The sequence below is a fragment of the Kitasatospora sp. NPDC002965 genome, from assembly GCF_040611255.1.
Taxonomy (GTDB): Bacteria; Actinomycetota; Actinomycetes; order Streptomycetales; family Streptomycetaceae; genus Kitasatospora.
The window spans coordinates 1-25,939 of record NZ_JBEXNT010000096.1; the positions used below are offsets into that span (position 1 = coordinate 1).

Annotated in this window: 27 protein-coding genes; 13 read left to right on the forward strand and 14 right to left on the reverse strand. The window is 71.5% G+C overall.

Annotated features, from left to right (window positions below; all coding sequences use genetic code 11):
- Positions 1-112: 112 nt before the first annotated feature.
- Both trpD and ABZY91_RS29455 read right to left on the reverse strand, forming a co-directional pair.
- Positions 113-1,189: an anthranilate phosphoribosyltransferase gene (trpD, locus tag ABZY91_RS29450; protein ID WP_355405915.1), complete on the reverse strand. Its 1,077-nt coding sequence runs from the start codon at positions 1,187-1,189 to the stop codon at positions 113-115.
- Between the two features lie 213 nt (positions 1,190-1,402).
- Positions 1,403-1,828, reverse strand: coding sequence for a hypothetical protein (locus ABZY91_RS29455; RefSeq protein ID WP_329882196.1), 426 nt, complete (start codon positions 1,826-1,828; stop codon positions 1,403-1,405).
- Positions 1,829-2,222: 394 nt separating this feature from the next.
- Between ABZY91_RS29455 and ABZY91_RS29460 the strand changes: the two genes are divergently transcribed.
- The 5 genes from ABZY91_RS29460 (at position 2,223) to ABZY91_RS29480 (ending at position 7,080) form a co-directional block, all read left to right on the forward strand.
- Entirely contained in the window at positions 2,223-2,843 is a 621-nt protein-coding gene (locus ABZY91_RS29460; RefSeq protein ID WP_329882197.1) for a heme-copper oxidase subunit III, read from the forward strand.
- Between the two features lie 188 nt (positions 2,844-3,031).
- Positions 3,032-3,841: a c-type cytochrome gene (locus ABZY91_RS29465; RefSeq protein ID WP_329882198.1), complete on the forward strand. Its 810-nt coding sequence runs from the start codon at positions 3,032-3,034 to the stop codon at positions 3,839-3,841.
- A gap of 8 nt (positions 3,842-3,849) precedes the next feature.
- Positions 3,850-4,908 (forward strand): Rieske 2Fe-2S domain-containing protein, encoded by a 1,059-nt coding sequence (locus ABZY91_RS29470; RefSeq protein ID WP_329882199.1) that lies wholly within the window; start codon positions 3,850-3,852, stop codon positions 4,906-4,908.
- Positions 4,905-6,563, forward strand: a complete 1,659-nt coding sequence (locus ABZY91_RS29475) for a ubiquinol-cytochrome c reductase cytochrome b subunit (RefSeq protein ID WP_355405916.1) — start codon at positions 4,905-4,907, stop codon at positions 6,561-6,563. The genes ABZY91_RS29470 and ABZY91_RS29475 overlap by 4 nt, the downstream gene beginning before the upstream one ends.
- Before the next feature lie 133 nt (positions 6,564-6,696).
- Positions 6,697-7,080 (forward strand): GntR family transcriptional regulator, encoded by a 384-nt coding sequence (locus ABZY91_RS29480; protein ID WP_329881674.1) that lies wholly within the window; start codon positions 6,697-6,699, stop codon positions 7,078-7,080.
- Positions 7,081-7,100: 20 nt separating this feature from the next.
- Here ABZY91_RS29480 and ABZY91_RS29485 read toward each other — a convergent pair whose 3' ends face one another.
- The 4 genes from ABZY91_RS29485 to coxB all read right to left on the reverse strand — a co-directional run bounded on the left by ABZY91_RS29485 (position 7,101) and on the right by coxB (position 11,574).
- The gene (locus tag ABZY91_RS29485) at positions 7,101-8,363 is read right to left on the reverse strand and encodes an Ig-like domain-containing protein (protein ID WP_329881675.1); all 1,263 of its coding nucleotides are present in this window, start codon (positions 8,361-8,363) and stop codon (positions 7,101-7,103) included.
- A gap of 168 nt (positions 8,364-8,531) precedes the next feature.
- Entirely contained in the window at positions 8,532-8,948 is a 417-nt protein-coding gene (locus ABZY91_RS29490; RefSeq protein ID WP_329881676.1) for a cytochrome c oxidase subunit 4, read from the reverse strand.
- Entirely contained in the window at positions 8,948-10,723 is a 1,776-nt protein-coding gene (ctaD, locus tag ABZY91_RS29495; protein ID WP_329881677.1) for a cytochrome c oxidase subunit I, read from the reverse strand. Before ctaD ends, ABZY91_RS29490 begins: the two co-directional genes overlap by 1 nt.
- Positions 10,720-11,574 (reverse strand): cytochrome c oxidase subunit II, encoded by an 855-nt coding sequence (gene coxB / locus ABZY91_RS29500; RefSeq protein WP_329949887.1) that lies wholly within the window; start codon positions 11,572-11,574, stop codon positions 10,720-10,722. The genes ctaD and coxB overlap by 4 nt, the downstream gene beginning before the upstream one ends.
- Before the next feature lie 365 nt (positions 11,575-11,939).
- On the opposite strand from coxB, the gene ABZY91_RS29505 reads away from it, so the two are divergent.
- Positions 11,940-13,424 (forward strand): aminotransferase class V-fold PLP-dependent enzyme, encoded by a 1,485-nt coding sequence (locus tag ABZY91_RS29505; protein ID WP_355405917.1) that lies wholly within the window; start codon positions 11,940-11,942, stop codon positions 13,422-13,424.
- On the opposite strand, the gene ABZY91_RS29510 is transcribed toward ABZY91_RS29505, so the two are convergent.
- Positions 13,417-14,394 (reverse strand): carbohydrate kinase family protein, encoded by a 978-nt coding sequence (locus tag ABZY91_RS29510; RefSeq protein WP_329881680.1) that lies wholly within the window; start codon positions 14,392-14,394, stop codon positions 13,417-13,419. The two genes, ABZY91_RS29505 and ABZY91_RS29510, sit on opposite strands and share 8 nt — an antisense overlap.
- A gap of 252 nt (positions 14,395-14,646) precedes the next feature.
- Here ABZY91_RS29510 and ABZY91_RS29515 point away from each other — a divergent pair, with 252 nt between their 5' ends.
- The gene (locus tag ABZY91_RS29515; protein ID WP_327676422.1) at positions 14,647-14,865 is read left to right on the forward strand and encodes a hypothetical protein; all 219 of its coding nucleotides are present in this window, start codon (positions 14,647-14,649) and stop codon (positions 14,863-14,865) included.
- Between the two features lie 114 nt (positions 14,866-14,979).
- On the forward strand, positions 14,980-15,711 hold the full coding sequence (locus ABZY91_RS29520) for a hypothetical protein (protein ID WP_355405918.1): 732 nt from the start codon (positions 14,980-14,982) through the stop codon (positions 15,709-15,711).
- A 112-nt stretch (positions 15,712-15,823) separates the two neighbouring features.
- Here ABZY91_RS29520 and ABZY91_RS29525 read toward each other — a convergent pair whose 3' ends face one another.
- Positions 15,824-16,177: an iron-sulfur cluster assembly accessory protein gene (locus ABZY91_RS29525; RefSeq protein ID WP_327676424.1), complete on the reverse strand. Its 354-nt coding sequence runs from the start codon at positions 16,175-16,177 to the stop codon at positions 15,824-15,826.
- A gap of 246 nt (positions 16,178-16,423) precedes the next feature.
- Between ABZY91_RS29525 and ABZY91_RS29530 the strand changes: the two genes are divergently transcribed.
- A complete protein-coding gene (locus ABZY91_RS29530; RefSeq protein ID WP_329881683.1) occupies positions 16,424-17,293 on the forward strand; it encodes a GNAT family N-acetyltransferase in 870 nt (289 codons plus the stop codon).
- A gap of 49 nt (positions 17,294-17,342) precedes the next feature.
- Here the strand turns inward: ABZY91_RS29530 and ABZY91_RS29535 are convergent, their stop codons facing one another.
- The 3 genes from ABZY91_RS29535 to ABZY91_RS29545 form a co-directional block, all read right to left on the reverse strand.
- Entirely contained in the window at positions 17,343-18,725 is a 1,383-nt protein-coding gene (locus tag ABZY91_RS29535; protein ID WP_355405919.1) for a pyridoxal-dependent decarboxylase, read from the reverse strand.
- Positions 18,726-18,923: 198 nt separating this feature from the next.
- On the reverse strand, positions 18,924-19,388 hold the full coding sequence (locus tag ABZY91_RS29540; RefSeq protein ID WP_329881685.1) for an Lrp/AsnC family transcriptional regulator: 465 nt from the start codon (positions 19,386-19,388) through the stop codon (positions 18,924-18,926).
- Between the two features lie 148 nt (positions 19,389-19,536).
- Entirely contained in the window at positions 19,537-20,460 is a 924-nt protein-coding gene (locus tag ABZY91_RS29545) for an NADP-dependent oxidoreductase (RefSeq protein ID WP_329881686.1), read from the reverse strand.
- Positions 20,461-20,724: 264 nt separating this feature from the next.
- Between ABZY91_RS29545 and nadA the strand changes: the two genes are divergently transcribed.
- A complete protein-coding gene (gene nadA / locus ABZY91_RS29550; protein WP_329881687.1) occupies positions 20,725-21,909 on the forward strand; it encodes a quinolinate synthase NadA in 1,185 nt (394 codons plus the stop codon).
- 111 nt (positions 21,910-22,020) lie between these two features.
- Here nadA and ABZY91_RS29555 read toward each other — a convergent pair whose 3' ends face one another.
- The gene (locus ABZY91_RS29555; protein ID WP_329881688.1) at positions 22,021-22,314 is read right to left on the reverse strand and encodes a hypothetical protein; all 294 of its coding nucleotides are present in this window, start codon (positions 22,312-22,314) and stop codon (positions 22,021-22,023) included.
- 60 nt (positions 22,315-22,374) lie between these two features.
- Positions 22,375-23,178 carry a PspA/IM30 family protein gene (locus ABZY91_RS29560; protein ID WP_329881689.1) on the reverse strand — a complete coding sequence of 268 codons (804 nt, stop codon included), beginning with the start codon at positions 23,176-23,178 and terminating at the stop codon, positions 22,375-22,377.
- Positions 23,179-23,479: 301 nt separating this feature from the next.
- Between ABZY91_RS29560 and ABZY91_RS29565 the strand changes: the two genes are divergently transcribed.
- Together ABZY91_RS29565 and ABZY91_RS29570 are read left to right on the forward strand one after the other, a co-directional pair.
- Positions 23,480-24,079 (forward strand): DUF3043 domain-containing protein, encoded by a 600-nt coding sequence (locus ABZY91_RS29565; protein WP_329881690.1) that lies wholly within the window; start codon positions 23,480-23,482, stop codon positions 24,077-24,079.
- Positions 24,080-24,294: 215 nt separating this feature from the next.
- Positions 24,295-24,993, forward strand: a complete 699-nt coding sequence (locus ABZY91_RS29570) for a class I SAM-dependent methyltransferase (protein WP_329949916.1) — start codon at positions 24,295-24,297, stop codon at positions 24,991-24,993.
- 25 nt (positions 24,994-25,018) lie between these two features.
- Here the strand turns inward: ABZY91_RS29570 and ABZY91_RS29575 are convergent, their stop codons facing one another.
- Positions 25,019-25,222, reverse strand: a complete 204-nt coding sequence (locus ABZY91_RS29575; RefSeq protein ID WP_329881691.1) for a hypothetical protein — start codon at positions 25,220-25,222, stop codon at positions 25,019-25,021.
- A gap of 121 nt (positions 25,223-25,343) precedes the next feature.
- On the opposite strand from ABZY91_RS29575, the gene cobU reads away from it, so the two are divergent.
- Positions 25,344-25,916: a bifunctional adenosylcobinamide kinase/adenosylcobinamide-phosphate guanylyltransferase gene (gene cobU / locus ABZY91_RS29580; RefSeq protein WP_355405920.1), complete on the forward strand. Its 573-nt coding sequence runs from the start codon at positions 25,344-25,346 to the stop codon at positions 25,914-25,916.
- Positions 25,917-25,939: the final 23 nt, after the last annotated feature.

The window sequence follows — 25,939 nt, forward strand, 5'->3', positions numbered from 1 at the left end:
CCGGCCCGGGTCGCAGCCCGGTCGCGGCCGGGTCGCGGCCGGGTCGCGGCCGGGTCGCGGCCGGAAACGCGAAAGGCCGGCGGGAGACGCCCCGCCGGCCTCTGTCACCGCATCAGACCCGCGCGGTGGCCTCCGACCAGTGCTTCAGCAGGTCCCGGGCGGCACCCGAGTCGATCGCCGCCGCGGTCCGCTCCATACCGGCCGCCAGCTGCTCCGGCAGCGGCGCGTCGGTCAGGTCGAGTGCCACCAGTGCCGCCGCCGAGTTCAGCACGACGGCGTCCCGGACCGGCCCGTGCTCCCCGGCCAGGAGCCGGCGCGCGACGTCCGCGTTGTACGCCGGGTCCGCCCCGCGCAGCGCCTCGATGCCGACCGGCTCGATCCCGACGTCGCGCGGGTCGAGGACGGTCTCGGTCACGGCGCCGTCGCGGACGATCCAGACCCGCGAGGTGGTGGTGATGGTCAGCTCGTCGAGGCCGTCGTCGCCGCGGAAGACCAGTGCGGTGGAGCCGCGCCGCGCCAGCACGCCGGCGATCAGCTCAGCGAGCCGGGTGTCGAAGCAGCCGATCGCGTGCGCGGTCACCCGGGCCGGGTTGGTGAGCGGCCCGAGGATGTTGAACGCGGTGGGCACCCCGAGGTCGCGGCGGGCCGGGGCGGCGTGCCGCATCGACGGGTGGAAGGTGGCCGCGAAGCAGAACGTCAGCCCGACCTCCTCGGCCACCTCGGCGACCCGGCTCGGCGCCAGGTCCAGCCGGATCCCGAGCTTCTCCAGCACGTCCGAGGACCCGCTCGACGAGGAGGCGGCCCGGTTGCCGTGCTTGACCACCTTGGCGCCCGCCGCCGCCGCGACGATCGCCGACATGGTGGAGATGTTGACGGTCTTCGCCCGGTCGCCGCCGGTACCGACGATGTCCACCGCCGGGCCGGGGACGGACAGCGGCTCGGCGTGCGCGTACATCGAGTCGACCAGTCCGGAGATCTCGTCGACCGTCTCGCCCTTGGCCCGCAGCGCCACCATGAACCCGGCGACCTGGACCGGGGACGCCTCGCCGCTCATGATCCGGTCCATCGCCCAGGCGGTGGCCGAGCGGTCGAGGTCCTCCCCGCGCAGCAGCACCGTCAGGATGTCCGGCCAGGTGCGGACCACCTGCGCGGGGTCGCTACCGCCGTTCGCAGGGTGCGCGTTCACCATGGCTGACTCCAGCTCTCACTCCCCGGTGTACGGGGATGGACCGTAGGGACGGAGTCAGCCTATCGAGCGGCGGGGCACCGGGGCTCCGCCGTTCACCCTTCTTCTCCCGTAGTGAGACGCGAGGCCCCGGACTCCCCGTCCGGAACGCCCCTCCCGGGAGGCACGGCCCGGCCGCCCCCGGTCCCGGGGGGCCTGCGGACCTCCGCGCGCCCGCTAGCGGGCGGCCGGCGTCCGCTTGGCCAGCCGCGCCCGGAGCAGCGTGCCCGCGGCCCCGGCCAGCGCCACCGGGTCCACCGGCTGGGAGATCGCCGCGTCGGCCCGGCTCCAGGCGGCGAGCCAGGAGTCCTGCGGCCGGCCGATCAGCACCAGCAGCGGCGGGCACCCGTAGATCTCGTCCTTCAGCTGCCGGGCGAGTCCGAGCCCGCCGGCCGGAACCGCCTCCCCGTCCAGCACGCAGAGGTCCACGCCGCCCTTCTCCAGCGCCTTGAGCACCGCGGGGGTGGTCGCGCACTCCAGGTAGGACAGCTCCGGCAGATCCTCGGCCACCCGGCTGCCGAGTGCCGTGCGCACCTGCTCCCGGGTGGTGCGGTCGTGGCTGTAGACGAGAACGGTCAGCGTCTCGTCGGTCGTGTACGCCATGGGCCCTGCTCCCTCACGTGTGATCCGGACCACGTTCGCCTCTCCCCGGATGCTACTCCCGATCACCGGCCGCCGAGCCACTCCCGCGCGATCCTTCTCAAGCCGCCGCGCCCACGACTGGTCCGGCCGGAGGACAGCGCGTCACCCTCACCCCGTCAGTCCACCCGTACGGCGGACGGGGAGCTTCTCCCCTTACTACCGGAGGGCCCCGAAAGGGTGGTGCGACACGCGGGCAACAGGGTCGAAGGGGCCTTCGAAGAACCGTCAGAAAAGGGACACGCCGCTGCTCAGCGGCGGTCCGGACGGCCCGTCGGCCACCAGGGGGGCATACCGCACGCACCGGACACTCCGAGGGACACCCCCCGACGTGAAGACGGAATAAGGGACCGACATAATGTCCGTCGTGGCGACAGCAACAGCAGTAGAAACCGGGCACGCGCACGGATCGGTCAACCGGCCGAACATGGTCAGCGTCGGAACGATCGTCTGGCTCAGTTCCGAGTTGATGTTCTTCGCGGCCCTCTTCGCGATGTACTTCACGCTCCGCTCCGTGAAGGGAGCCGAGTACTGGACCGAGAAGGCGCACGCCCTCAACGTGCCTTTCTCCTCGGTCAACACCACGATCCTGGTGCTCTCCTCGCTCACCTGCCAGCTCGGCGTCTTCGCCGCCGAGCGCGGGGACGTGAAGAAGCTCCGCTCGTGGTTCATCATCACCTTCGTGATGGGCGCGATCTTCATCGGCGGCCAGATCTTCGAGTACACCGAGCTGGTCAAGAAGGACGGTCTCTCGCTGTCCTCCGACCCGTACGGCACGGTGTTCTACCTGACCACCGGCTTCCACGGTCTGCATGTGACGGGTGGTCTGATCGCCTTCCTGCTGGTCCTGGGACGGACGTACGCAGCCAAGCGCTTCACGCACGAGCAGGCCACCGCCGCGATCGTGGTGTCGTACTACTGGCACTTCGTCGATGTCGTGTGGATCGCCCTGTTCGCGACCATCTACCTGATCAAGTAACCAGCTGATCAGGTCGCTGGCCACCGGCTCCGGGTCCCGCCCTTCTGGGTGACGGCCCGATTTCGCCGGTGGGCGACGCTCCCACCGACCGACCGCGCGCGCAGCCCTAGACAGGCAGCCTCGTGCCGGCCAGACCGGCCGCCGGGTGCACCCACCAGTCGACCAGATCCTGACACCGGGGTTATTCCGTGAAAAAGCTCTCCGCACGACGGCGCCACCCACTGGCGGCGCTGGTCGTCCTACTTCTCGCCCTGGCGGCAACCGGGGGGCTGTACGCCGCGTTCGCGCCCGCCGACAAGGCGCAGGCCGACGTCGCCGCGCAGTCGCTCGCGATCGATGAGGGCAAGAAGCTCTTCGCCGTGGGCTGCTCCTCCTGCCACGGCCTGAACGGCCAGGGTTCGAGCGACGGTCCCAGCCTGGTCGGCGTCGGCTCCGCCGCGGTCGACTTCCAGGTCGGTACCGGCCGCATGCCGGCCCAGCAGCCCGGCGCCCAGGTGCCGGCCAAGAAGAACATCTACTCGCAGGCCGAGATCGACCAGATGGCTGCCTTCGTGGCCTCGCTCGGCCCCGGCCCGGTGACGCCGACCGAGGAGCAGTACACCTCGACCAACCCCGAGGACCTCTCCAAGGGCGGCGAGCTGTTCCGCACCAACTGCGCCCAGTGCCACAACTTCGCCGGGCAGGGCGGTGCCCTGACCCAGGGCAAGTACGCCCCGTCGCTGGAGGGCGTGGACGCGAAGCACATCTACGAGGCCATGCAGACCGGCCCGCAGAACATGCCGTCGTTCCCGGACGGCACCATGCCCGAGGAGCAGAAGAAGCAGATCGTGGCCTTCGTCCGCCACACCACCAACGATGAGCCCAACCCCGGCGGTCTCACGCTCGGCAGCCTCGGTCCGGTGACCGAGGGCCTGTTCGGCTGGATCTTCGGGCTCGGAGCGCTCATCGCGGTCGCGATCTGGGTCGCCGCCCACACCACCAAGGCCAAGAAGTCATGAGCCACGACATGTCAGAAGAGAAGCTCCCGGAGTCCCACGGCTCCGCCGGGCACCACGAGGTGGCCACCCACGGCGATCCGTTCGCCGACCCGGGTCTGCCGGAGCACCAACCGCGTCGCACCGACATCGACGAGCGGGCCGCCAAGCGGGCCGAGCGCCAGGTGTCGCTGATGTTCGTGGTCTCGATGATCGCCACCGTCGCCTTCATCGCCTCCTACGTGGCCATCGACAAGGACAAGATCGTCTACGTCTGGCCGCTCGGACACATCAGCGCGCTGAACTTCGCCCTGGGCATGACCCTGGGCGTGGCTCTGTTCCTGATCGGCGCGGGCGCGGTCCACTGGGCCCGCACCCTGATGTCGGACGTCGAGCTGCCGGCCGAGCGTCACCCGATCGAGGCCGACGACGAGGTCCGCAACGACGTCATCGAGCAGTTCCGGACGGGCGCCGCGGAGTCCGGCTTCGGCCGCCGCAAGATGATCCGCAACACCCTCATCGGTTCGATGGCCCTGGTGCCGCTCTCCGGTGTGGTGCTGCTGCGCGACCTGGGCCCGCTGCCCGAGGACAAGCTGGAGCACACCGGCTGGCTGGAGGCCACCCCGGCCAAGCCCCTGGCGCTCATCAACATGAACACCAACCTGCCGATGACGGCGGAGGACATCGTGGTCGGGTCGCTGACCTTCGCGATGCCCGAGGGTCTGCACACCCACGACGAGGACTTCCAGCAGCGCATCGCCAAGGACGCCCTGATGCTGGTGCGCATCGCGCCGGCGGACATCAAGGACGAGCAGTCGAAGGAGCTGGGATTCGAGGGCATCCTCGCCTACTCCAAGATCTGCACCCACGTCGGCTGCCCGATCAGCCTCTACGAGCAGCAGACCCACCACGCGCTCTGCCCCTGCCACCAGTCGACCTTCGACCTGGCGGACGGCGCGCGCGTCATCTTCGGCCCGGCCGGCCACCCGCTGCCGCAGCTGAAGATCACCACTGACGAGAAGGGCTTCCTGGTCGCCACCGGCGACTTCGACGAGCCCGTCGGCCCGAGCTACTGGGAGCGTGCTCGATGAGTAGCGCGAGCCGCACCACTTCCGGTGCCACCAAGCCCGCCAGCACGCGCGCCAAGCCCGCCAACAAGTGGGAGCAGGCGGCGGACTGGACGGACGGCCGGCTGGGGATCTACTCCCTCGCCCGGGCCAACCTTCGCAAGATCTTCCCGGACCACTGGTCCTTCATGCTCGGTGAGATCTGCCTCTACACCTTCGTGATCATCATCCTGACCGGCGTCTACCTGACGCTGTTCTTCAAGCCCTCCATGGGCGAGGTGATCTACGACGGCGTGTACATCCCGCTCAAGGGCATCCCGATGTCCGAGGCGTACGCGTCGACGGTCGACATCAGCTTCGAGGTGCGCGGCGGTCTGCTGGTCCGCCAGATCCACCACTGGGCCGCCCTCGTGTTCGTCGCGGCGATGCTCGTGCACATGATGCGCGTCTTCTTCACCGGCGCGTTCCGCAAGCCCCGCGAGATCAACTGGGTCTTCGGCTTCCTGCTGCTCGTCCTGGGCATGTTCGACGGCTTCTTCGGCTACTCGCTGCCGGACGACCTGCTCTCCGGCACCGGCATCCGCTTCATGGAAGGCGCGATCCTCGCCGTCCCGCTGGTCGGCACCTACATCCAGATGTTCCTGTTCGGGGGCGAGTTCCCCGGCCACGACATCGTGCCGCGCTTCTTCACCATCCACGTGCTGCTGATCCCGGGCATCATGCTGGGCCTGCTCGTCGCCCACCTGATCCTGGTCTTCTACCACAAGCACACCCAGTGGGCGGGCCCCGGAAAGACCGAGAAGAACGTCGTCGGCATGCCGCTGATGCCGGTCTACATGGCCAAGGCCGGCGGCTTCTTCTTCCTGGTGTTCGGTCTCATCTCCGTCATCTCGGCGATCGCCACGATCAACCCGATCTGGGCGTACGGCCCGTACCGGCCGGACCAGGTGTCGACCGACGCCCAGCCCGACTGGTACATGGGCTTCTCCGAGGGCCTGATCCGCATCATGCCGGGCTGGGAGATCAGCCTCTGGGGCCACACCCTGAACCTGGGTGTCATGGTGCCGCTGGCGATCTTCCCGATGGTGCTGGCCGCGATCGCGGTCTACCCCTTCATCGAGGGCTGGATCACCGGCGACAAGCGCGAGCACCACATCCTGGACCGCCCGCGCAACGCACCGGTCCGCACCGGTCTGGGCGCCGCCTGGATCAGCCTCTACCTGATCCTGCTGATGGCCGGTGGCAACGACCTGTTCGCCACCCACCTGCACCTGTCGATCAACTCGGTCACGTACTTCGTCCGCGTGGGCATGTTCGTGATCCCGGTGCTCGTCTTCATCATCACCAAGCGCTGGTGCCTCGGCCTCCAGCGCCGTGACAAGGAGAAGGTGCTGCACGGCCGCGAGACCGGCGTCATCAAGCGCCTGCCGCACGGCGAGTTCATCGAGGTGCACGCCCAGCTGCCGCAGAAGGAGCTGCACACGCTCACCGCGCACGAGCAGCAGCAGCCGTTCGAGCTGCCGGCCGCGACGGACGAGAACGGCGTGGCCCGCAAGGCCAACGTCATCACCCGGACCCGGGCGAAGCTCTCCCGCGGCTTCTACGGCGAGGGCAGCCAGATCTCCAAGCCCACCGCCGAGGAGCACCACGAGATCACCAGCGGCCACGGCCACCACTGATCCCGTACGCACCCCGCGTCACCCCCGAGGGCCGCTGACCAGAGTTCATCTGGTCGGCGGCCCTCGGGCTGTTCCGCCCCGACCCGACCGATCCCGACCGACCCCGACCCGCCCGAACGTCAGGAGCCCTTCCGTGCAGCTGTCCGTCGACCCGGCCTCCACCACTCCCCCGTACGAGCAGATCCGCGCCCAGATCTCCGGGCAGGCCCGCAGCGGCGAGCTGGCGACCGGGCTGCGGCTGCCCACCGTCCGGGCGCTGGCCGAGGAACTGGGGCTGGCCGCCGGGACGGTCGCCCGCGCCTACCGGGAGCTGGAGGCGGACGGCGTGGTGGAGACCCACGGCCGGCGCGGCACCCTGATCGCCGCGGTCGGCGACGCCTCGCACCGGCTGGCCGCCGCGGCGGCCGCCGAGTACGCCGAGCGGGTCAGGCGGCTCGGGCTGCCACTGCCGGACGCCCTGGGGGCCGTGGACACCGCGCTCCGGCTGGCCTACCGCGACGGGGCGGGCGAGGGCTGAGGAGGGGCCCGGCGGGCCCCTCAGAGCTGCGGGGCGATCATCCCGGTGGCGGGGGCCCGGGTGACCGGCGCGGTGGTGCTGACGGGCTGCCCGAGGGCGCTGTGCCCGACCCAGTCCGTCCAGGCGATGTTCCAGTCCCCGAAGCCGTTGCCGAACGACTCCATGCCCTTGCCGCGGCTGTTCACCACCGTCACCAGGTCCCCCACCCTGGTGTTCTGGTAGAACCAGCGGGCGTTCTCGGTGCTCATGCCGGTGCAGCCGTGGCTGACGTTCTCGACCCCCTGAGCGCCCACCGACCAGGGCGCCGCGTGCACGTACTCGCCGCTCCAGGTGACCCGGGTCGCCCACTCGACGTCGAGGTCGTACGACTCCTCGCTGCCGGCCGCTATCCCGATCGTCTCGCCGCTCATCCGGACCTTGCGCTCCTGGCCGAGCACCACCTTGACGCCGTTGCGGGTGTCGAACCCCGGCTTACCGGTGGTGACCGGGATCGTCCGGACCACCTGGCCGTCACGCTTCAGGGTGAGTTCGTGGGCCGCCGCGTCCACCACGGTCTCGACCCGTTCGCCGATCCGCAGCGCCAGGGCGGCCCGGTCGCCGCCGTACAGGCCGTCCGCGATCCGGCTGCCGGTGCCCTCGAAGGCGAGGCTGACGGTGGTGCCGGTCGGCCAGTACTGCTCCGGGCGGAAGTGCAGGTTCTTGTCGTCCACCCAGTACCAGCCGCCGGTGACGGCCGGCTGCGAGGTGACGGTGAGGGCCCGCTCCACCTCCTGGCGGGCCTGCGGGTCCTTCACCGCCTCGGAGAGCTGGACGGTGAGCGGCTGGCCCACCCCGTAGACGCCGCTGCCGGAGGAGTCCGGGCCGAGCTTGGCGGCCAGCAGCCGCTGGGCGGCGACGGTGGCGAACCCCGCGGTGGTCTCACCGCGGCCGCCCTTGCCGTCGTCGGCGGCGATCCGGACGGTGTACGTGGTGGCGGCCTTGAGCCGCCCGGTGGTCTGCCAGCTGCGCTGGTCCTCGGAGAGCCGCCCGGCGACCACCCGGCCGTCCGGGCCGACCACCGTGACGTCGGTGAGCCGGCTGCCCTGCTCGGCGGTGACGGTGACCGGCTGGGACGGGTCCACCTGCTCGGTCGCCGAGAGATGGACCAGCCGCGCGGCGTCGACCGTACGGACGGTCCCGGCGAGGTCGTCGCCGCTTCCGGACGTGCAGCCGGCCAGCGGGGCCAGCACTGCCAGGGCCAGCGAGATGCCGCCGATACCCGCGATTCCGCGCCTGTCGGCCATGACCGCCTCCGGGGGTTCGCACGATTGATCAGATCGTAGGAACCGGTCCGGCCGAGCGACATCCGGGCGCCGCGCCGTTGCGCCGGGAGGGTGAGCCCGTCACTCCGGGGACGCAACGGGGCCGGGCATCCCGTGCGGGATGCCCGGCCCTGTGCGAGTGGCGGGGACCTACTGGTTCTGGTTCTCGCCGCGGTAGAACTCGAAGACCCAGCCGAAGAGGCCGATCAGGATCACCGGGATCGACCAGTACAGCAGCCACCAACCGAAGATCACACCGAGGAAGGCCAGTGCGCCACCGATCGCCAGCGAGAGCGGCTGCCAGCTGTGCGGGGCGAAGAAGCCCAGCTCGCCGGAGTCGTCCGCGACCTCGGCCTCGGGGTTGTCACCCGCGCCGCTGTCCACCCGGCGGGCGGTGAAGGCGAGGTAGTACCCGATGAAGGCGCAGAGGGCGAAGGCGAGGAACAGCGCGGTGGTGCCCGCCGCCTCGATGCCGGTGTCCGAGTTGTTGGTCCACAGCCCGTAGGTGATGGCCATGGCCAGCACGAAGACCGCCAGGCCCAGGAAGATCTTGCCCTGTTCCTTCATCAGGCGTCCCCACCCTTCTTGCCCTTGCCCAGCTGCGGGGCGTCGTACTTCGCCGGGGTCACACCGGCGAGGTGCTTGGCCGGCTCACCGTGGTTCTCGAGGTAGTCCAGCGCCGCGATCTCCGGGTGGTGGAGGTCGAAGGCCGGGGATTCCGAGCGGATCCGGGGCAGCGTGAGGAAGTTGTGCCGCGGCGGCGGGCAGGAGGTCGCCCACTCCAGCGAACGGCCGTAGCCCCACGGGTCGTCGACCTCGATCTTCTCCCCGTACTTGGCGGTCTTCCAGACGTTGTAGAGGAACGGCAGGATCGACAGGCCGAGCAGGAAGGAGCCGATGGTCGACACGGTGTTCAGGGTGGTGAACCCGTCGGCCGCCAGGTAGTCGGCGTAGCGGCGGGGCATGCCCTCCGCGCCGAGCCAGTGCTGCACCAGGAAGGTGGTGTGGAAGCCGATGAACAGCGTCCAGAAGGTGATCTTGCCGAGGCGCTCGTCCAGCATCTTGCCGGTCATCTTCGGCCACCAGAAGTGGAAGCCGGCGAACATCGCGAAGACGACGGTGCCGAAGACCACGTAGTGGAAGTGGGCGACGACGAAGTACGAGTCCGAGACGTGGAAGTCGATCGGCGGGGAGGCCAGCAGGACACCGGTCAGACCACCGAAGAGGAAGGTCACCAGGAAGCCGACCGTCCAGAGCATCGGGGTCTCGAAGCTCAGCGAGCCCTTCCACATGGTGCCGACCCAGTTGAAGAACTTCACACCGGTCGGGACCGCGATCAGGAAGGTCATGAACGAGAAGAACGGCAGAAGCACTTGGCCGGTGACGTACATGTGGTGGGCCCACACCGTCACGGACAGACCGGCGATCGCGATGGTGGCCGCGATCAGGCCGGAGTAGCCGAACATCGGCTTGCGGCTGAAGACCGGGATGACCTCGGACACGATGCCGAAGAACGGCAGCGCGATGATGTACACCTCGGGGTGACCGAAGAACCAGAACAGGTGCTGCCAGAGCAGCGCCCCGCCGTTCGCCGGGTCGAAGACGTGGGCCCCGAACTTGCGGTCCGCCTCCAGGGCGAACAGCGCGGCGGCCAGCACCGGGAAGGCCAGCAGGACCAGCACGGCGGTCAGCAGGACGTTCCAGACGAAGATCGACATCCGGAACATCGTCATGCCGGGCGCGCGCATGCAGATGATCGTGGTGATGAAGTTGACCGCACCGAGGATCGTGCCGAAGCCGGAGAAGGCCAGACCCATGATCCACATGTCGGCGCCGATGCCCGGCGAGCGGACCGCGTCCGACAGCGGCGCGTAGGCGAACCAGCCGAAGTCGGCGGCGCCCTGCGGGGTGATGAAGCCGGCGACGGCGATCAGCGAGCCGAACAGGTACAGCCAGTAGGCGAACATGTTCAGACGCGGGAACGCGACGTCCGGGGCACCGATCTGGAGCGGCATGATCCAGTTCGCGAAGCCGGCGAAGAGCGGCGTCGCGAACATCAGCAGCATGACCGTGCCGTGCATGGTGAACGCCTGGTTGAACTGCTCGTTCGACAGGATCTGGGTCCCGGGACGAGCGAGCTCGGCGCGCATGACCAGGGCGAGGACGCCACCGATCAGGAAGAAGGCGAACGACGTGCCCAGGTAGAGGGTGCCGATCGTCTTGTGGTCAGTGGTGGTCAGCCACTTGATGATGGTGGAACCCGGCTTCCGGGTCCGCTGCGCCCCGACCGTGACGGCCCCGGCGCCCCCGCCGGCCGCGGCGGGCTCGTTGAGGATGGTCACTTCTCTTCACTTCCCATGGTCGTGATGCCGGAGGGCACCGCGCCGGTCTGCCCCTTGGCCCGGAGCTCCTTCAGGTGAAGGTCGTACTCGGCACGGTCGACGACCTTCACGTTGAACAGCATGCGCGAGTGGTCGACGCCGCAGAGCTCGGCGCACTTGCCCATGTATTCACCCTTGACGGTCGGGGTGACCTCGAACTTGTTCACCACGCCCGGCACGACGTCCATCTTCATCAGGAAGTTGATGGGCCAGAAGTCGTGGATGACGTCACGAGAGGTGAGGCGGAACTGCACCGTCTCGTTGACCGGCAGGTACAGGGTCGGCGCCGCCTGCGGGGTGCCCACGTCGTACGCCGCGTCCTGGTTGGCCGGGTCGGGGTTCTCGGTGTTCTCGTAGTTGAACGCCCAGCTCCACTGGAAGCCCACCACGTTGACGGTGTGCTGCGGCTTCTCGGAGACGGCGATCAGCTTCGACTCGTCGCGGGCGACGAAGTAGAAGAGGACCGACACGATGATGATGGGGACCGCGGTGTAGAGCGCCTCGATGGGCACGTTGTACCGGGTCTGCGGAGGGACCTGCACGCCGGTGCGGCTGCGCCGGTGGAAGATCACGCTCCAGATGATCAGACCCCACATCAGTACGCCGACCACCAGCGCCGCGATCCAGGAGCCCTGCCACATGTGGAGGACCAGGGGCCCTTCCTCGGTGACGGGACTCGGGAGGCCAAGCCTGGGGAGGTCGTTGGCCGAGCAGCCGGTGGCGGTCGCGATGACGAGGCCCAGTGCCAGCGCCTGAGGCAGCTTCCGCCGCATCGTGCGCCGCGGCGAGCGGTCGGAGCCGTTGGGACTCACGTAGCGCCTTCCCGAAGTCTCGCCCGCCTTCGCGTCGCCCCGGAGAGGTTGTTGCCTCCCGGCGACCCGACCACGGGCACGGTTTGAATGCTTATGCGGGCCAAACCCTACTCCAGCCTTATGCGCTGCTGACGGGCAGGTCCCGGTAACGCGCCGCCCGGACACCCGATCAGGCCCGGCAGGGGCTGCGCCGCAGGTCATCCTAGGCATTAGGGGTCCGTACGCCCGATCGGGGGATGACCTCGGACGACGTACGTGACAGTCCGTCGGACGTGGACTATTCGGACATTCGGGGTGATCGACTGACGGTCGGTAAGCACCCGGGTCACGCCGGAATACACCCGGGAGTGTCGTTAAATGTGACCGTGTACTTCGATGTGGCCTCCACCGCACCGCTCCACCCCGTCGCGCGGCAGGCGCTCACCGCCGCCCTGGACGAGGGATGGGCCGACCCCGCCCGGCTCTACCGCTCCGGGCGGCAGGCCCGGATGCTCCTGGACGCCGCCCGCGAGACGGTGGCCGGGGTCCTCGGCTGCCGGGCCGACGAGATCGCCTTCACCGCGAGCGGGACCCAGGCGGTGCACCTCGGCGTGCTGGGCGCCCTGGCCGGGAACCGGCGCCGCGGCGGGCACCTGGTGCACTCGGCCGTCGAGCACTCCGGCGTGCTGCACGCCGCGGAACGGCACGAGGCCGCCGGTGGCGAGGTCTCGGTCGTCCCGGTGGACCGGTACGGCCGGGCCGCCCCCGGGGCGTTCGCGGCGGCGCTGCGGCCGGACACCGCGCTCGCGGTGCTGCAGTCCGCCAACCACGAGGTCGGCACCGTCCAGCCGGTCGCCGAGGTGGCCGAGGTGTGCGGGGACGTGCCGCTGCTGGTGGACGCCGCGCAGAGCGCCGGGCGGGTGGACGTGCCGGGCGGCTGGTCGCTGCTGGCCGCCTCCGCGCACAAGTGGGGCGGACCTGCCGGGGTCGGGGTGCTCGCGGTGCGCAAGGGCGTCCGGTACTCCTCGCCGCTGCCCGCCGACGAGCGCGAGGGCGGCAGGGTCCCGGGGTACGTCAACGTGCCGGCGATCGTGGCCGCGGCGGCCTCGCTGCGCGCGGTACGGGCCGAGGCGGACCGGGAGAACGCCCGCCTGCACGCGCTGGTCGAACGGATCCGGACCCGGGTGCCGCAGCTGGTGCCCGAGGTGGAGGTGGTGGGCGACCCGGTGCGGCGGCTGCCGCACGTCGTCACCTTCTCCTGTCTGTACGTGGACGGCGAGGTGCTGCTGACCGAGCTGGACCGGGCCGGGTTCGCGGTCTCCTCCGGCTCCTCCTGCAGTTCGTCCACGCTGACCCCCAGCCACGTCCTGGCCGCCATGGGCGTCCTCACCGAGGGGAACGTCCGGGTCTCGCTGCCGTTCGGCGCGGCGGAGGCGGACGTCGAGCGCTTCCTGACCGTGCTGCCCGGGCTGGTGGCCGGTGTCCGCGCCCCGCTGGGGCTGGACCTGACGCTGTCCCCGGAGCGCGCGCCGGAGTCCGGTCCCTCGGGTCCGGCCGGGAAGCCGGACGCGGCCGGGAAGCCGGACGCGGGCGGGGATCCGCACGCGGCCGGGAAGCCGGACGCGGCCGGGGGGACGACCGTCCTCGACGCCCTCGGCAAGCGCTGCCCGCTGCCCGTCATCGAGCTGGCCAGGCGGATCGGCGGAGTCCCCCTGGGCGGGACGGTCGCGGTGCTGGCGGACGACGAGGCGGCCCGGCTGGACGTACCCGCCTGGTGCGGGATGCGCGGGCAGGAGTACCTGGGCGAGGCCCCGGCCGCCGAGTACGGCGGCGACCGGGGCGTGGCCTACCTGGTGCGGCGGACTACTTGACCAGGTGCGCCCGGACGTCGGCGGCCGCCTCGGCGCCGTAGGCGCCCTCGAAGCGCTCCAGGAACGCGTTCGGGCGCAGCTCGTACTCCTGGGTGCCGACGGTCTCGATGACCAGGGTGGCGAGCATGCAGCCGAGCTGGGCGGCGCGCTCCAGCTCCAGCTCCCAGGAGAGGCCGGCCAGGAAACCGGCCCGGAAGGCGTCGCCGACGCCGGTCGGGTCGGTCTTGCTGTTCTCGGGCGCGCAGCCGACCACGATCGGGGTCTCGCCCTTGCGGTCGATCCGGACGCCCTTGCTGCCGAGGGTGGTGATCCGGGTGCCGACCCGGCCGAGGATCTCGTCGGCGTCCCAGCCGGTCTTGGTCTCGATCAGCGCGGCCTCGTACTCGTTGGTGAAGAGGTACGCGGCGCCGTCGACGATCTGGCGGATGTCGTGGCCGTCGAGGCGGGCCAGCTGCTGGGAGGGGTCGGCCGCGAAGGCGTAGCCGCGGGTGCGGCACTCCTGGGTGTGGCGGACCATCGCCTGCGGGTCGTCCGCGCCGATCAGGACCAGGTCCAGGCCGCCGACCCGGTCGGCGATCGGCTTGAGCTCGATGTTGCGGGCCTCCGCCATGGCGCCGGTGTAGAACGAGGCGATCTGGTTGTGGTCCTCGTCCGTGGTGCACATGAAGCGCGCGGTGTGCCGGGTCTCGGAGATGTGGACGGACCGGCAGTCCACGTTGTTGCGCTCCAGCCAGCTGCGGTACTCCGCGAAGTCCGCGCCGGCCGCGCCGACCAGGACCGGGCGCAGGCCCAGTACGCCCATCCCGAACGCGATGTTGGGCGCGACACCGCCGCGGCGGATGTCCAGGGTGTCGACCAGGAAGGACAGCGACACGGTGTGCAGCTGCTCGGCGACGAGCTGGTCGGCGAACCGGCCCGGGAAGGTCATCAGGTGGTCGGTCGCGATCGAGCCGGCGACGGCGATACGCACGGGGTCTCCTCAGAAGGGCGGCAGGGCCGTGGAAGGGCGGTGGGTGAACCCACTCACGGTACCCGGCAGGGGGCGGGAGCCAGCAAGAACGCCTTCGGCGGCACCCTCCGCCCCCTACGGTGTACTACCAACCGGTAGCTCTGGTGGGGGCCGGACGACCGGCCTAGGGTCGCAGACAGGGGGCCGTTCCCGGCCCCGCCCAGGCCCGTGGCACCTCCCGTCACGGCACCGGTGGATCGGAAGTGATGGCCGATGATGCCCAGTCACCACCCGCTGCGGGTCCCGCCCGCCCTGCTCGGCGACGCGGACGGCGACTCGCTGGACGCGCTGGTGGACTCCTCGCGGCGACTGAGGCGGTTCTGGCCGCTGCTGGCGACCGGTCCGCAGGACGCCGCACCCGCCCGGGCGGCGCTCAGGGTCCCCTCGCGGACCCAGCGGCTGGTCGCGGGGATGCCCGAGTACGGGCTGTAGGCCCTGCCGGAGCACCCGCCGGGCTCGGACGGGAACCGGATTCGTCCGGCGCACGTCACATCGGCGCGGTGCGGCCCCGGAGGCGTGCCGCTGAGCCCTCGGGAGGAAGTACAGATGGATCTGGAGACGATGCCCCGGCGTTCCGGCCGGGCACGCGCGGTGACACTGGCGGGACTGGTACTGGCGGCGGCGACCGTGCTGGCCGGGTGCGGCGACGGAGCGAAGCCGGGTTCGGACGCGGCGGCCTCCGGTACCGCGGTGCCCTCGGCGAGCGCGCCCGCCCCTCCCGCCGCGGGCACCGCCGAGACCCCGTCGGCGCCCGGGTCGGCCCCGGCGTCCCCGTCGGCCCCGGCTCCGGTGACCACCCCGCCGGCCGATCCCACGGCGACCGCCCCCGATCCGCGGCCGGCCAGTCCGCCGCCGGCCACCACCACCCCGGCACCGGCGCTGACGCCGACCCCGGCGCAGACTCCCCCCGGCGGCAACGGCATCGCGGTCGGCGAGCCGCCGCCCAACGGCTCGCAGGTGCACCCGGCGATCACCTACCGGGTGGACGGCAACAGGCTCACGGTCTGGTTCTACGGCGGGATCTGCCAGCGGTACGCGCTCAAGGCCGACGAGTCGCACCCGGGCCGGGTCGACATCCGGGTGACCGTCGCGGCCCCGGTCCCGGCCGGGCAGGCCTGCGCCGACCTGGCCAAGCGGCAGACGGTGGTCTCCGACCTGAAGCAGCCGCTGCAGGGCCGCACGGTGACCGACCTCGCGACCGGCCGTGAGGTGCCGCTGGAGGCCGACCCGCACGTCGGAGCGGAGCCGGTCGGACCGGAGATCGCCGGCACCCCGTAGCGGAAGACCCCGCGCACCCTCTGCGGAAACGTTCCCGCAGACACGACGAAGGCGGCCCCGGGAGTCCCGGGGCCGCCTTCGTTCAGATCATCGACCGAACGAATTCGGACGACTAGCTGAACGAGTCGCCGCAGGCGCAGGAGCCCGTGGCGTTCGGGTTGTCGATCGTGAAGCCCTGCTTCTCGATGGTGTCGACGAAGTCGACGGTGGCGCCGCCCAGGTACGGGGCGCTCATCCGGTCGGTGACGACCTTGACACCGTCGAAGTCCTTGAGGACGTCGCCGTCGAGCGAGCGCTCGTCGAAGAACAGCTGGTAACGCAGGCCGGAGCAGCCACCGGGCTGGACGGCGACCCGAAGTGCGAGGTCCTCGCGGCCTTCCTGCTCCAGCAGGGCCTTGACCTTGCCCGCGGCGGCGTCGGTGAGGAGGATGCCACTCTCTACGGTGGTCTCGTCCTGGACGGTCATCTGCTTTCTCCCGGTCTTGACGACGGTCTGCCGCCAGTACCAACCGACAACCGCCCGGATTCATTTCCCGGACGGCGAACGTCTTCGACTGGTTCGTGGCGGCGGGGTTTCCGTGGGCCGGGTGTGCCAGCCGCTCCCCTACGCTCCCCATGCTCGCACACCGGCGGGGCGAGCGGTCACCGCCGGAGCGGTCCGATCCCGGCGAACCGGCCCCGCGGCGACACCCGGGCCGCCAGGATGGACGCCATGATCCTGCGCCTGGTCCAGGACACCGCCGCCGACGCGGAGGTCGTCCAGCACATCGCCCGCGCCGCCTCCGCCTCGCTGCCCGACTCCCCCGGGGCCGGTGACCGGACCCGCTCCCCGGTCCTGCCGCTGGCCCGGACCAGACATCTCGTCCGCACCGACCCGCAGGGCTGCTGGCTGGCCGAGATCGGCGGCGAGCCGATCGGCACGGTGCTGTCGCTGCGCCGCGAGGGGGTGTGGGTGCTGGCCCTGTTCGCGGTGGTGCCGGGGGCACAGGGCCGGGGGGTGGGCCGGCTGCTGCTGGAGCGGGCCGCCGCGTACGGGCGGGGCTGCCTGCGCGGGATGCTCTGCGCCCCGCCGTCCCCGGCGGCGGCCCGCCGCTACCGGCTGGCGGGGTTCACCCTGCACCCGGCGATGCGGCTGACCGGCAAGGTGGACCGAGCCGGGCTGCTCGACCCCGGGGACATCCCGGTGCACCCGGGCAACGCCTCGCACCGGCACCTGCTGGATTCGGTGGACCGGCGGCTGCGCGGCGCCGCGCACGGCCCGGACCACGAGCTGATGCTGGCGCACTGCGAGGAACTGCTGGTCGCGGACGCGCTGGCGGGCAGCGGCTACTGCTACCGGGACGGCGGCGAGATCAGGCTGCTGGCGGCGTCCTCGAAGCGGATCGCCGTCCGGTTGCTGCGCGAGGCACTCGCCCGGGTGCCGGACGGTACGGAGGCCCGGGTGGACCACCTGACCGCCGAGCAGGAGTGGGCGCTGGACGTCGGGCTGGAACTGGGCCTGACCCTGGAGACCCGCGGCTACCTGGGCCTGCGCGGGATGCGCCCGCCGGCGCCGTACCTGCCGAACGGCGCGCTGCTGTGACGCCGAACCCCCGCCGGGCAGGCCCGGCGGGGGTTCGGCGAGCGTGACCTCAGCTCATCGTGTCCAGGATCTCGCGGACCATCTCCATGGTGGTCCCGGGGTGCAGGAAGGCGAACCGGGCGACCGTCTCGCCGTCCCAGCCGGTGGGGGTGACGAAACCGATCTGGTCCGCGAGCAGCTGCTGCGACCAGCGGTAGTAGTCGGCGTTGGTCCAGCCGGTCCGCTTGAAGCAGACGGCGGAGAGCTGCGGGTCGAACAGCAGCTCCAGGTGCTCGGTGTCGCGGATCAGCTGCGCGGTGTCCCGGGCCAGTTCGAGGCCGGCCTCGATGGCGTCGGTGTACGCCTGGACACCGTGCACGGCGAGCGAGAACCAGAGCGGCAGGCCGCGGGCCCGCCGGGTCAGGTGGTAGGCGTAGTCGGTCGGGTTCCACTCGTCGCCCTCGGTGTGCAGCACGTCCAGGTAGGAGGCGTCCTGGGTGTGCACGGCGCGGGCGAGCTGGGGGTTGCGGTAGATCAGCGCGGCGCAGTCGAACGGGGCGAACAGCCACTTGTGCGGGTCCACCACGAAGGAGTCGGCGTGCTCGATGCCGTCGTAGCGGGCGCGCACGGAGGGGGCGAAGAGGCCCGCGCCGCCGTAGGCGCCGTCCACGTGGAACCACAGGTCGCGCTCGCGGGCGACCTCGGAGAGGCCCTGGAGGTCGTCGACGATGCCCTCGTTGGTGGTGCCGGCGGTGCCGACGACCGCGATCACGGTCTCGGGGTTCGGGTCGGCGGCCAGGGCGGTGCGCAGCGCCTCGCCGGTGAACCGGCGGTTCACGGTCGGGACCTTGAAGGCCTCGACGCCGATGATGTTGAAGGTGTTCTTGACCGAGGAGTGCACCTGGTCGGCGACGGCGATCCGCAGCCGCACCTCGGGCCCGCTGGGCAGCCCCTGCTCGGCGAGGCGGCGGCGGGCGGTGTCGCGGGCGACGACGAGGGCGGAGAGGTTGCCGGCCGAGCCGCCGGAGACGAAGGTGCCGCCGGCCGATCCGGGCATGCCCGCGCGGTCCGCGATCAGTCGCAGCACCTGGTTCTCGGCGGCGATGGCGCCGGCCGCCTCCAGCCAGGAGATGCCCTGGAGCGAGGCGCAGGAGACGACCATGTCGAAGAGCAGCGCGGCCTTGGTCGGGGCGCACGGGATGAACGACAGGTAGCGCGGGCTGTCGGCGGAGATCACCGCGCGGGAGAGCTCGTGGTCGTACAGCTTGAGCACGTCGGCCGGGTCGTTGCCGTCCTGGTTGATCAGGCCGGACAGCTGGGTGCGCAGGTGCTCCCCGTCGCCGGGGTGGTCGAGCGGGACGGGGTCGTACTGCAGACGGTCCCGCATGTAGTCGAAAACCAGGTCGACCAGGTCGCTGTCGGGCCGGTGCATGCGGTCGGGTGCTGCGGACACGGGTGTCCCTCTCGGCTGTGGGGGGTCGGGGAGGGCCCGACGGCACGGGAACGGGCACCGTTCTGCCGGACGTGATCAGCGTAGGCAGCGCGGAGCCTTCGCCGCGCGTCGGAACGCGGCCGGTCAGGCAGGTTTCGGGCGTCTTCGACGCGCCCCGCGCAGGATTCCTGCGCAGGGCCGGACCGGGCCGTCCGGAGGTCAGCCGATGAGCTGGGAGAGGACGACGGAGGAGCGGCTGCGCTGGACGCCGGGCTCCCGGCGGATCCGCTCGATGACCGCCTCCAGATGGCGCATGTCGGCGGCGCGCAGGTGGACCAGGGCGTCCGGGTCGCCGGTGACCGTCCAGGCGGCGATCACCTCGGGGAACTGGCGCAGGCTGGCCAGGATCTCCTCGGGCGCGGTCCGCTCGCGGCAGTAGACCTCGACGAACGCCTCCGTCTGCCAGCCGAGGACGGAGGGGTCGAGCACCACGGTGAAACCGCGGACCACCCCGCGCGCCCGCAGCCGGTCGATCCGGCGGCGGACCGCGGTGGCGGAGAGGTTCACCGACAGCCCGATCTCGGCGTACGAGGCGCGGCCGTCGCGGGCCAGCCGGGCGAGGAGCAGGCGGTCGGTCTCGTCCAGGGAGGCCCCGACCGTCTCGTGCGCTCGGCTGCTGCTCATCGGTGCGGGGCTCCACGGGTCGTGCGGCATCGGGGACGGGGGCGGGGCGACAACGGCCCGCCGAAACGGTTCTGCACCATTCTGGCGGATGACAGGACCGAGTCCACCGCTCGCAGATGACGGGCTTCGGTCGACCGGCCCCGGCGCCTCAGTCCACCAGCAGCACGATCTTGCCCCGGGTCCGGCCCTCCGCGCTGAGCGCCTGGGCCGAGGCGGCCTGGGCCAGCGGGAACGTGGACGCGACGGTCACGGTCAGCCGCCCCTCGTCGGCGAGCTCGGCCAGCTCGGCCAGCCCGGCGGCGTCCGGACGGACCCAGACGTAGTGACCCCCGCGCGCCTTCACGCCGAAGTCGGCGACCGAGGCGATCCGCGCCGGATCCGCGACCAGACCGGCCGAGACCTCGACGGCGTCGCCGCCGACCAGGTCCAGCGCGGCGTCCACGCCCTCCGGCGCCAGCGCGCGGACCCGGTCCGCCAGGCCCTCGCCGTGGGCCACCGGCTCGGCGCCGAGACCGCGCAGGTAGGCGTGGTTGCGCTCGCCCGCGGTGCCGATCACCCGGGCGCCGGCGGCCCGGGCGAGCTGGACGGCGAGGTGGCCGACCCCGCCCGCGGCGGCGTGCACCAGCACGGTGTCACCCGCGCTCACGCCGACCGCCCGCAGGGCCTGGAGGGCGGTGAGCCCGGCCAGTGGCAGTCCGCCGGCCTGCGCCCAGTCCAGCGCGGCCGGCTTGCGGGCCAGGGTGCGGACGGGCGCGGCGACGAGTTCCGCGTAGGTCCCGTGCTCGACCGCGTCCTTGCGGACGTAGCCGTAGACCTCGTCGCCGGGAGCGAACTCGGTGACCCCGCCGCCGACCGCGCGCACCACCCCGGCCGCGTCCCAGCCCATCACCAGCGGGAAGTGCGCGTCGAGCAGACCGTCCAGCCTGCCGTCCCGCACCTTCCAGTCCACCGGGTTCACCCCGGCCGCCCTGACCTGCACCAGTACCGAGTCCGGGCCGACCTTCGGGTCCGGGAGGTCGGTGTACTCCACCACCTCGGGGCCGCCGTAGCGGCGGATCGCGATTGCCTTCATGCACCCAGCCAAACGCGGTCCGGCCGGATCCCGGCTCGGCCACGCCGGACCGGGTCGCAACTTCCCTCCGGCCGCTCCGCGCGCCCACCGCGCACCCGTCTCTCACGCACCGCGCACCCCTCGCGGCGCTCCGAACCGGCAAGCGGTTCTCGTCACATCGCCAGGACGGCCATCGTCACTCTGACGCTAACCGGTTATCATAGATTGCGTCAGATAGACGAAAAGGCTGCACGCCCGATCGGCCGCACAGAAGGGCACTCGCCCGTGACCACCACCATCACCGAGACCTACGGCGTCGACCCCACTCCGACGCCGCTCGCTCTGCTGCTGCTCGGCCGCGAGGCCGACCCGAACAGCGAGCGCGGCGTCGAGTGCCCCGGCGACCTCCCACCGGCCTCCGACCCGAACCTCGTCCAGCGCGCCCGCGCGGCCAAGGCCGCGCTCGGCGACCGCGTCTTCATCCTGGGCCACCACTACCAGCGCGACGAGGTGATCGAGTTCGCCGACGTCACCGGCGACTCCTTCAAGCTCGCCCGCGACGCGGCGGCCCGCCCGGAGGCCGAGTACATCGTCTTCTGCGGCGTGCACTTCATGGCCGAGTCGGCCGACATCCTCACCGGCGACGCCCAGCAGGTCGTGCTGCCGGACCTCGCGGCCGGCTGCTCGATGGCCGACATGGCCACCGCCGAGCAGGTCGCCGAGTGCTGGGACGCGCTGACCGACGCCGGCATAGCCGACGTCACCGTCCCGGTCTCGTACATGAACTCCTCCGCCGACATCAAGGCCTTCACCGGCCGGCACGGCGGCACCATCTGCACCTCCTCCAACGCGAAGCGGGCCCTGGAGTGGGCCTTCGAGCAGGGCCAGAAGGTGCTCTTCCTGCCCGACCAGCACCTCGGCCGGAACACCGCGGTGCGGGACATGGGCTTCTCGCTGGACGACTGCGTCGTCTACAACCCGCACCGGCCGAACGGCGGCCTCACCGCCGAGCAGCTGCGCGACGCGAAGATGATCCTCTGGCGCGGCCACTGCTCGGTGCACGGCCGGTTCAGCCTGGACTCGGTGAACGACGTCCGCACCCGGATCCCCGGCGTCACCGTCCTGGTGCACCCGGAGTGCAAGCACGAGGTCGTCGCGGCGGCCGACATGGTGGGCTCGACCGAGTACATCATCAAGGCGCTGGACGCCGCCGAGCCCGGCACCAAGTGGGCCATCGGCACCGAGCTGAACCTGGTCCGCCGGCTCGCCAAGGCGCACCCGGACAAGGAGATCGTCTTCCTCGACCGGGCGGTCTGCTTCTGCTCCACCATGAACCGGATCGACCTGCCGCACCTCGTCTGGGCGCTGGAGTCGCTGGTCGAGGGCCGGGTGCCGAACGTGATCCGGGTCGACCCGGAGACCGAGAAGTACGCCAAGGCGGCGCTGGACCGGATGCTGGCCCTGCCGTAGCGGGCCCGGCGTACCGGTCCCGGTCGCGGCCGGCCGGTGCGGGACCGCAGACGGGCGGGCCCCCTCCCTGGTGGAGGGGGCCCGCCCTGGTGTCTGGCGCGGAGACGGCGGCTATCCGGAAACTCCCGGGATCAGGCCGTCACCTTCGTCCCGCAGCAACTGCCGGACCTCGTCGATCGTCGCATCGGCATCCGGGAGGATCAGGTCGGACGGCTCCAGGGAGTCGTCCGGCAGTGGGGTGCCGAACTGTTTCACCGCGCCGAGCAGCTCACCGAGCGCCCGGCGGAAGTGTTCCTCGTCCCCCGACTCCAGTGCGGTGAGGAGCTCGTCGTCGAGCTCGTTGAGCCGGTTCAGATGGGTCTCGCCCACCTGGAACTGCCCCTCACCCATGACCCTCATGATCATGCCGTGCGTCTCCCTGTTCCTGGGGAATGTTCCCGAAGGTGTTCCGGGGTGGAGCTCAGATCACTTGTTGTAGTTGATGCGCGGGGAGTCCTGCTGGGGGGCCGCGTCCTGCGGACGGCCCTGCTCGATGGCCTGCGGGCCGGAGGCCGGGGAGCCACCGGTCAGCTCGGCCTTCATCCGGGCCAGCTCCAGCTCGACGTCGGAACCGCCGGCCACGCGCTCCAGCTCGGCCTCGATGTCGTCCTTGCGGCCGAGACCGCTGGCGTCGTCGAGCGCGCCGGAGGCCAGCAGCTCGTCGATCGCACCGGCCCGGGCCTGCATCTGGGCGGTCTTGTCCTCGGCCCGCTGGATGGCCAGGCCCACGTCGCCCATCTCCTCCGAGATACCGGAGAAGGACTCGGCGATCCGGGTCTGTGCCTGGGCCGCGGTGTAGGTGGCCTTGATGGTCTCCTTCTTGGTGCGGAAGGCGTCCACCTTGGCCTGCAGCCGCTGGGAGGCGAGCGTGAGCTTCTCCTCCTCGGCCTGCAGCTGCTGGTACTGCGTCTGCAGGTCGTTGATCTGGGACTGCATGTTCGACTTGCGGGTCAGCGCCTCGCGGGCGAGGTCCTCCCGGCCGAGCGAGAGCGCCTTACGGCCCTGGTCCTCGTACTTCGCCGACTGCTGCTGCAGCTGGGTCAGCTGGAGCTCCAGACGCTTGCGCGAGGTGGCCACGTCCGCGACGCCCCGTCGCACCTTCTGCAGCAGCTCAAGCTGCTTCTGGTACGAATAGTCGAGCGTCTCTCGCGGGTCTTCCGCGCGGTCCAAGGCCTTGTTCGCCTTGGAGCGGAAGATCAGCCCCATACGCTTCATGATTCCGTCGCTCATGGGCCTCGGGTGCCCCCTTCTCCGGCCTGCGGTCTCTATCTCGTTACCAGACACGACGAGTGTATGTGCAGCGAGCCCGTCGCCGCAGTGCACCTGCCTGCAACAAGCCTGCTACAGCCGACCCCCGTACGGCCTCCTCCGCGGGGTGGATACCGTCCTAGTCCCACGCTCCGGTCTGCGGAGTGATCCCCTACGGGAAACCCCCGGGAAACCCGTACCGACCGGGTATCGGACCCGATCGATATGCGTTTGGGTCCGAGGACATCGGAAGAAGCCGCCCCGCACCCCGTACGCTGGTGGTGTGTTCCGACGCCGTTCAGATGATGCCGCTGCCTCCGCCGCCGTGCTGGAGAAGCAGGACGAGACGACCCAGCCCCGCGATCCGCAGGCGAAGAAGGGCCGGCCCACGCCCAAGCGCAGTGAGGCCGAAGCCCACCGGCGTACCCGCGTGACCGTGCCCAAGGACCGCAAGGAGGCCTCCCGACAGGCCCGCGAGCGGATGCGCGCCGAGCGCGAGAAGCAGCGCACCGCGCTGCTGGAGGGCGACGAGCGCCACCTGCCGGCCCGTGACAAGGGCCCGGTGCGCAAGTTCACCCGGGACTACGTCGACGCCCGCTGGTCGCTCGCCGAGTTCTTCCTCCCCGCCGCGGTCCTCATCCTGGTCCTCAGCATCGTCAAGGTGCAGGCCCTCCAGCTGCTCTCCACGGTGCTGTTCCTGCTCTTCTTCGTCCTGGTGATCCTGGACTTCGTCCGGCTCGGCTTCGGTCTGCGCAAGCAGCTGGCCGAGCGGTTCGCCGGGCAGAACACCCGCGGCGCGGTCGCCTACGGCCTGATGCGCATCCTGCAGATGCGCCGGCTGCGGCTGCCCAAGCCGCAGGTGCGGCGCGGAGAGAAGCCCTGACCGCCGAACCGGTGGACTCCGGCTGGGCCCCTCCCGTCTGGGACGGGCCCGGCCTCTACGCGCTCCCGGGGCAGGGCGACGGCGGCCACGACCGGTTCGCCCAGGAGCGGGCCGGCCACGAGCGCCGGCTGCCCTCGCGCAGCGGCTCCTTCGCCGGCGGCACCGGCCACTGGCTGGAGCGCCTCGGCACCCTGCGCAACCTCGTCCGGCAGGAGATGGTCGCCCGGCAGCTCGCCGAGCAGCTCGCCGGGCGCAGCGCCCAGCGCGTCCTCGACATCGGCTGCGGTCAGGGCACCCAGGCACTGCGGCTGGCCCGGGCCGGCCACTACGTCACCGGCATCGACTCCGACCCGGACGCGCTCGGCGTCGCCCAGGGGGCCCTGGCGGAGGAGCCGGACGAGGTCCGCGACCGGATCCAGCTGCTCATCGGCGACGGCCACCAGTGCGGACGCTGGTTCGGCGCCCGCAGCTTCGACGTCGTGCTCTGCCACGGCGTCCTGACGTACCTCCCGGACCCCGATCCGATGATCGCCTCGCTCGCCCGGCTGCTCGCGCCCGGCGGGCTGCTCTCGCTGCTGGTCCGCAACCGCGACGCGCTGGCCCTGCGGCCCGCCGCCGCCGGCGACTGGCGGGCCGCCCTGCACGCTTTCGAGAGCGACCGGTACTACAACCGGCTCGGGCTGGCGGCCCGCGCCGACCGGATCACCGACCTCGCGGTGACCCTCTCCGAGGTGTCCGTACCGCTCCGGCACTGGTACGGCGTCCGGGTCTTCACCGACAACGCGCCCGACGACGCGGCGCCGCCGGTCGACGGCCGGCAGCTCGCCCAGCTGCTGGAGGCCGAGGAGCTCGCCGGCCGGACCGACCCCTACCGGCAGGTCGCCGCGTTGCTCCACGTCATCGGGATGAAGTAGCTCCCGGAGCCGTCACCCCCGGGCCTCACCCCTCGTGCAGGCTCATCGAGTAGATCTCACGGCCGTCGTCCAGCAGCACGGCGGTGTCCACGCCGTCCTCGGCCAGCTGCTTCCAGGCCTCCCCGATCCAGGTCTCGGCGTCCCCCTGGCCGGCGAACTCCTCCACCTGGCCGTCGCCCGGGGCCACCGCGGTGCCGTCCGTCTTCTCGTACCGCCACGTCCAGACCATGCCCGGCTCCTCCCACTGGCGATCACTGCCGATCGCTGATGACGCGCTTGTGCTGCGCAGCCTAAGTCCTCAGGTTGCCCACCAGGATCTTCGGTATGCGCGGTGGGAGAGGATGGGGCGCATGACTGATGACGCCCCGCTGCCCCGCACGCTCCTCCTCGGCGGCGCCCGGTCCGGCAAGTCGACCAGGGCCGAGCAGCTGCTCGCCCCGTACGGGGACGTGCTGTACGTGGCCACCGGCGGCACCCGGGACGGGGACGCCGAGTGGGCCCAGCGGGTGGCGCTGCACCGGGACCGGCGGCCGGCGAGCTGGCGCACCGCCGAGACCTGCGCGCTGGAGGCGGTGCTGGCGGACGCCGCCGACCCGGCGCCGGTGCTGATCGACTGCCTGGCGCTCTGGCTCACCTCCGTCATGGACGACTGCGGCGCCTGGGACGACCGGGTCTGGGCCGACGGGGGCGAGGCGGCGGTGCAGGCCCGCTGCGACGCGCTGGCCGCGGCGTGGGCCGCGACCGGTCGGCCGGTGGTGGCGGTCAGCAACGAGGTCGGCATGGGGGTCGTCCCGGCCACCGCCGCCGGGCGCCGGTTCCGCGACACCCTGGGCCGGCTCAACATGGCGGTCGCCGACGCGTCCGAACGCGTGCTCCTGGTGGTGGCCGGGCAGGTACTCACCGTCAAGCCGCCCGTCGGCTGAACACCTGCGGCGTGTAGCCTTCC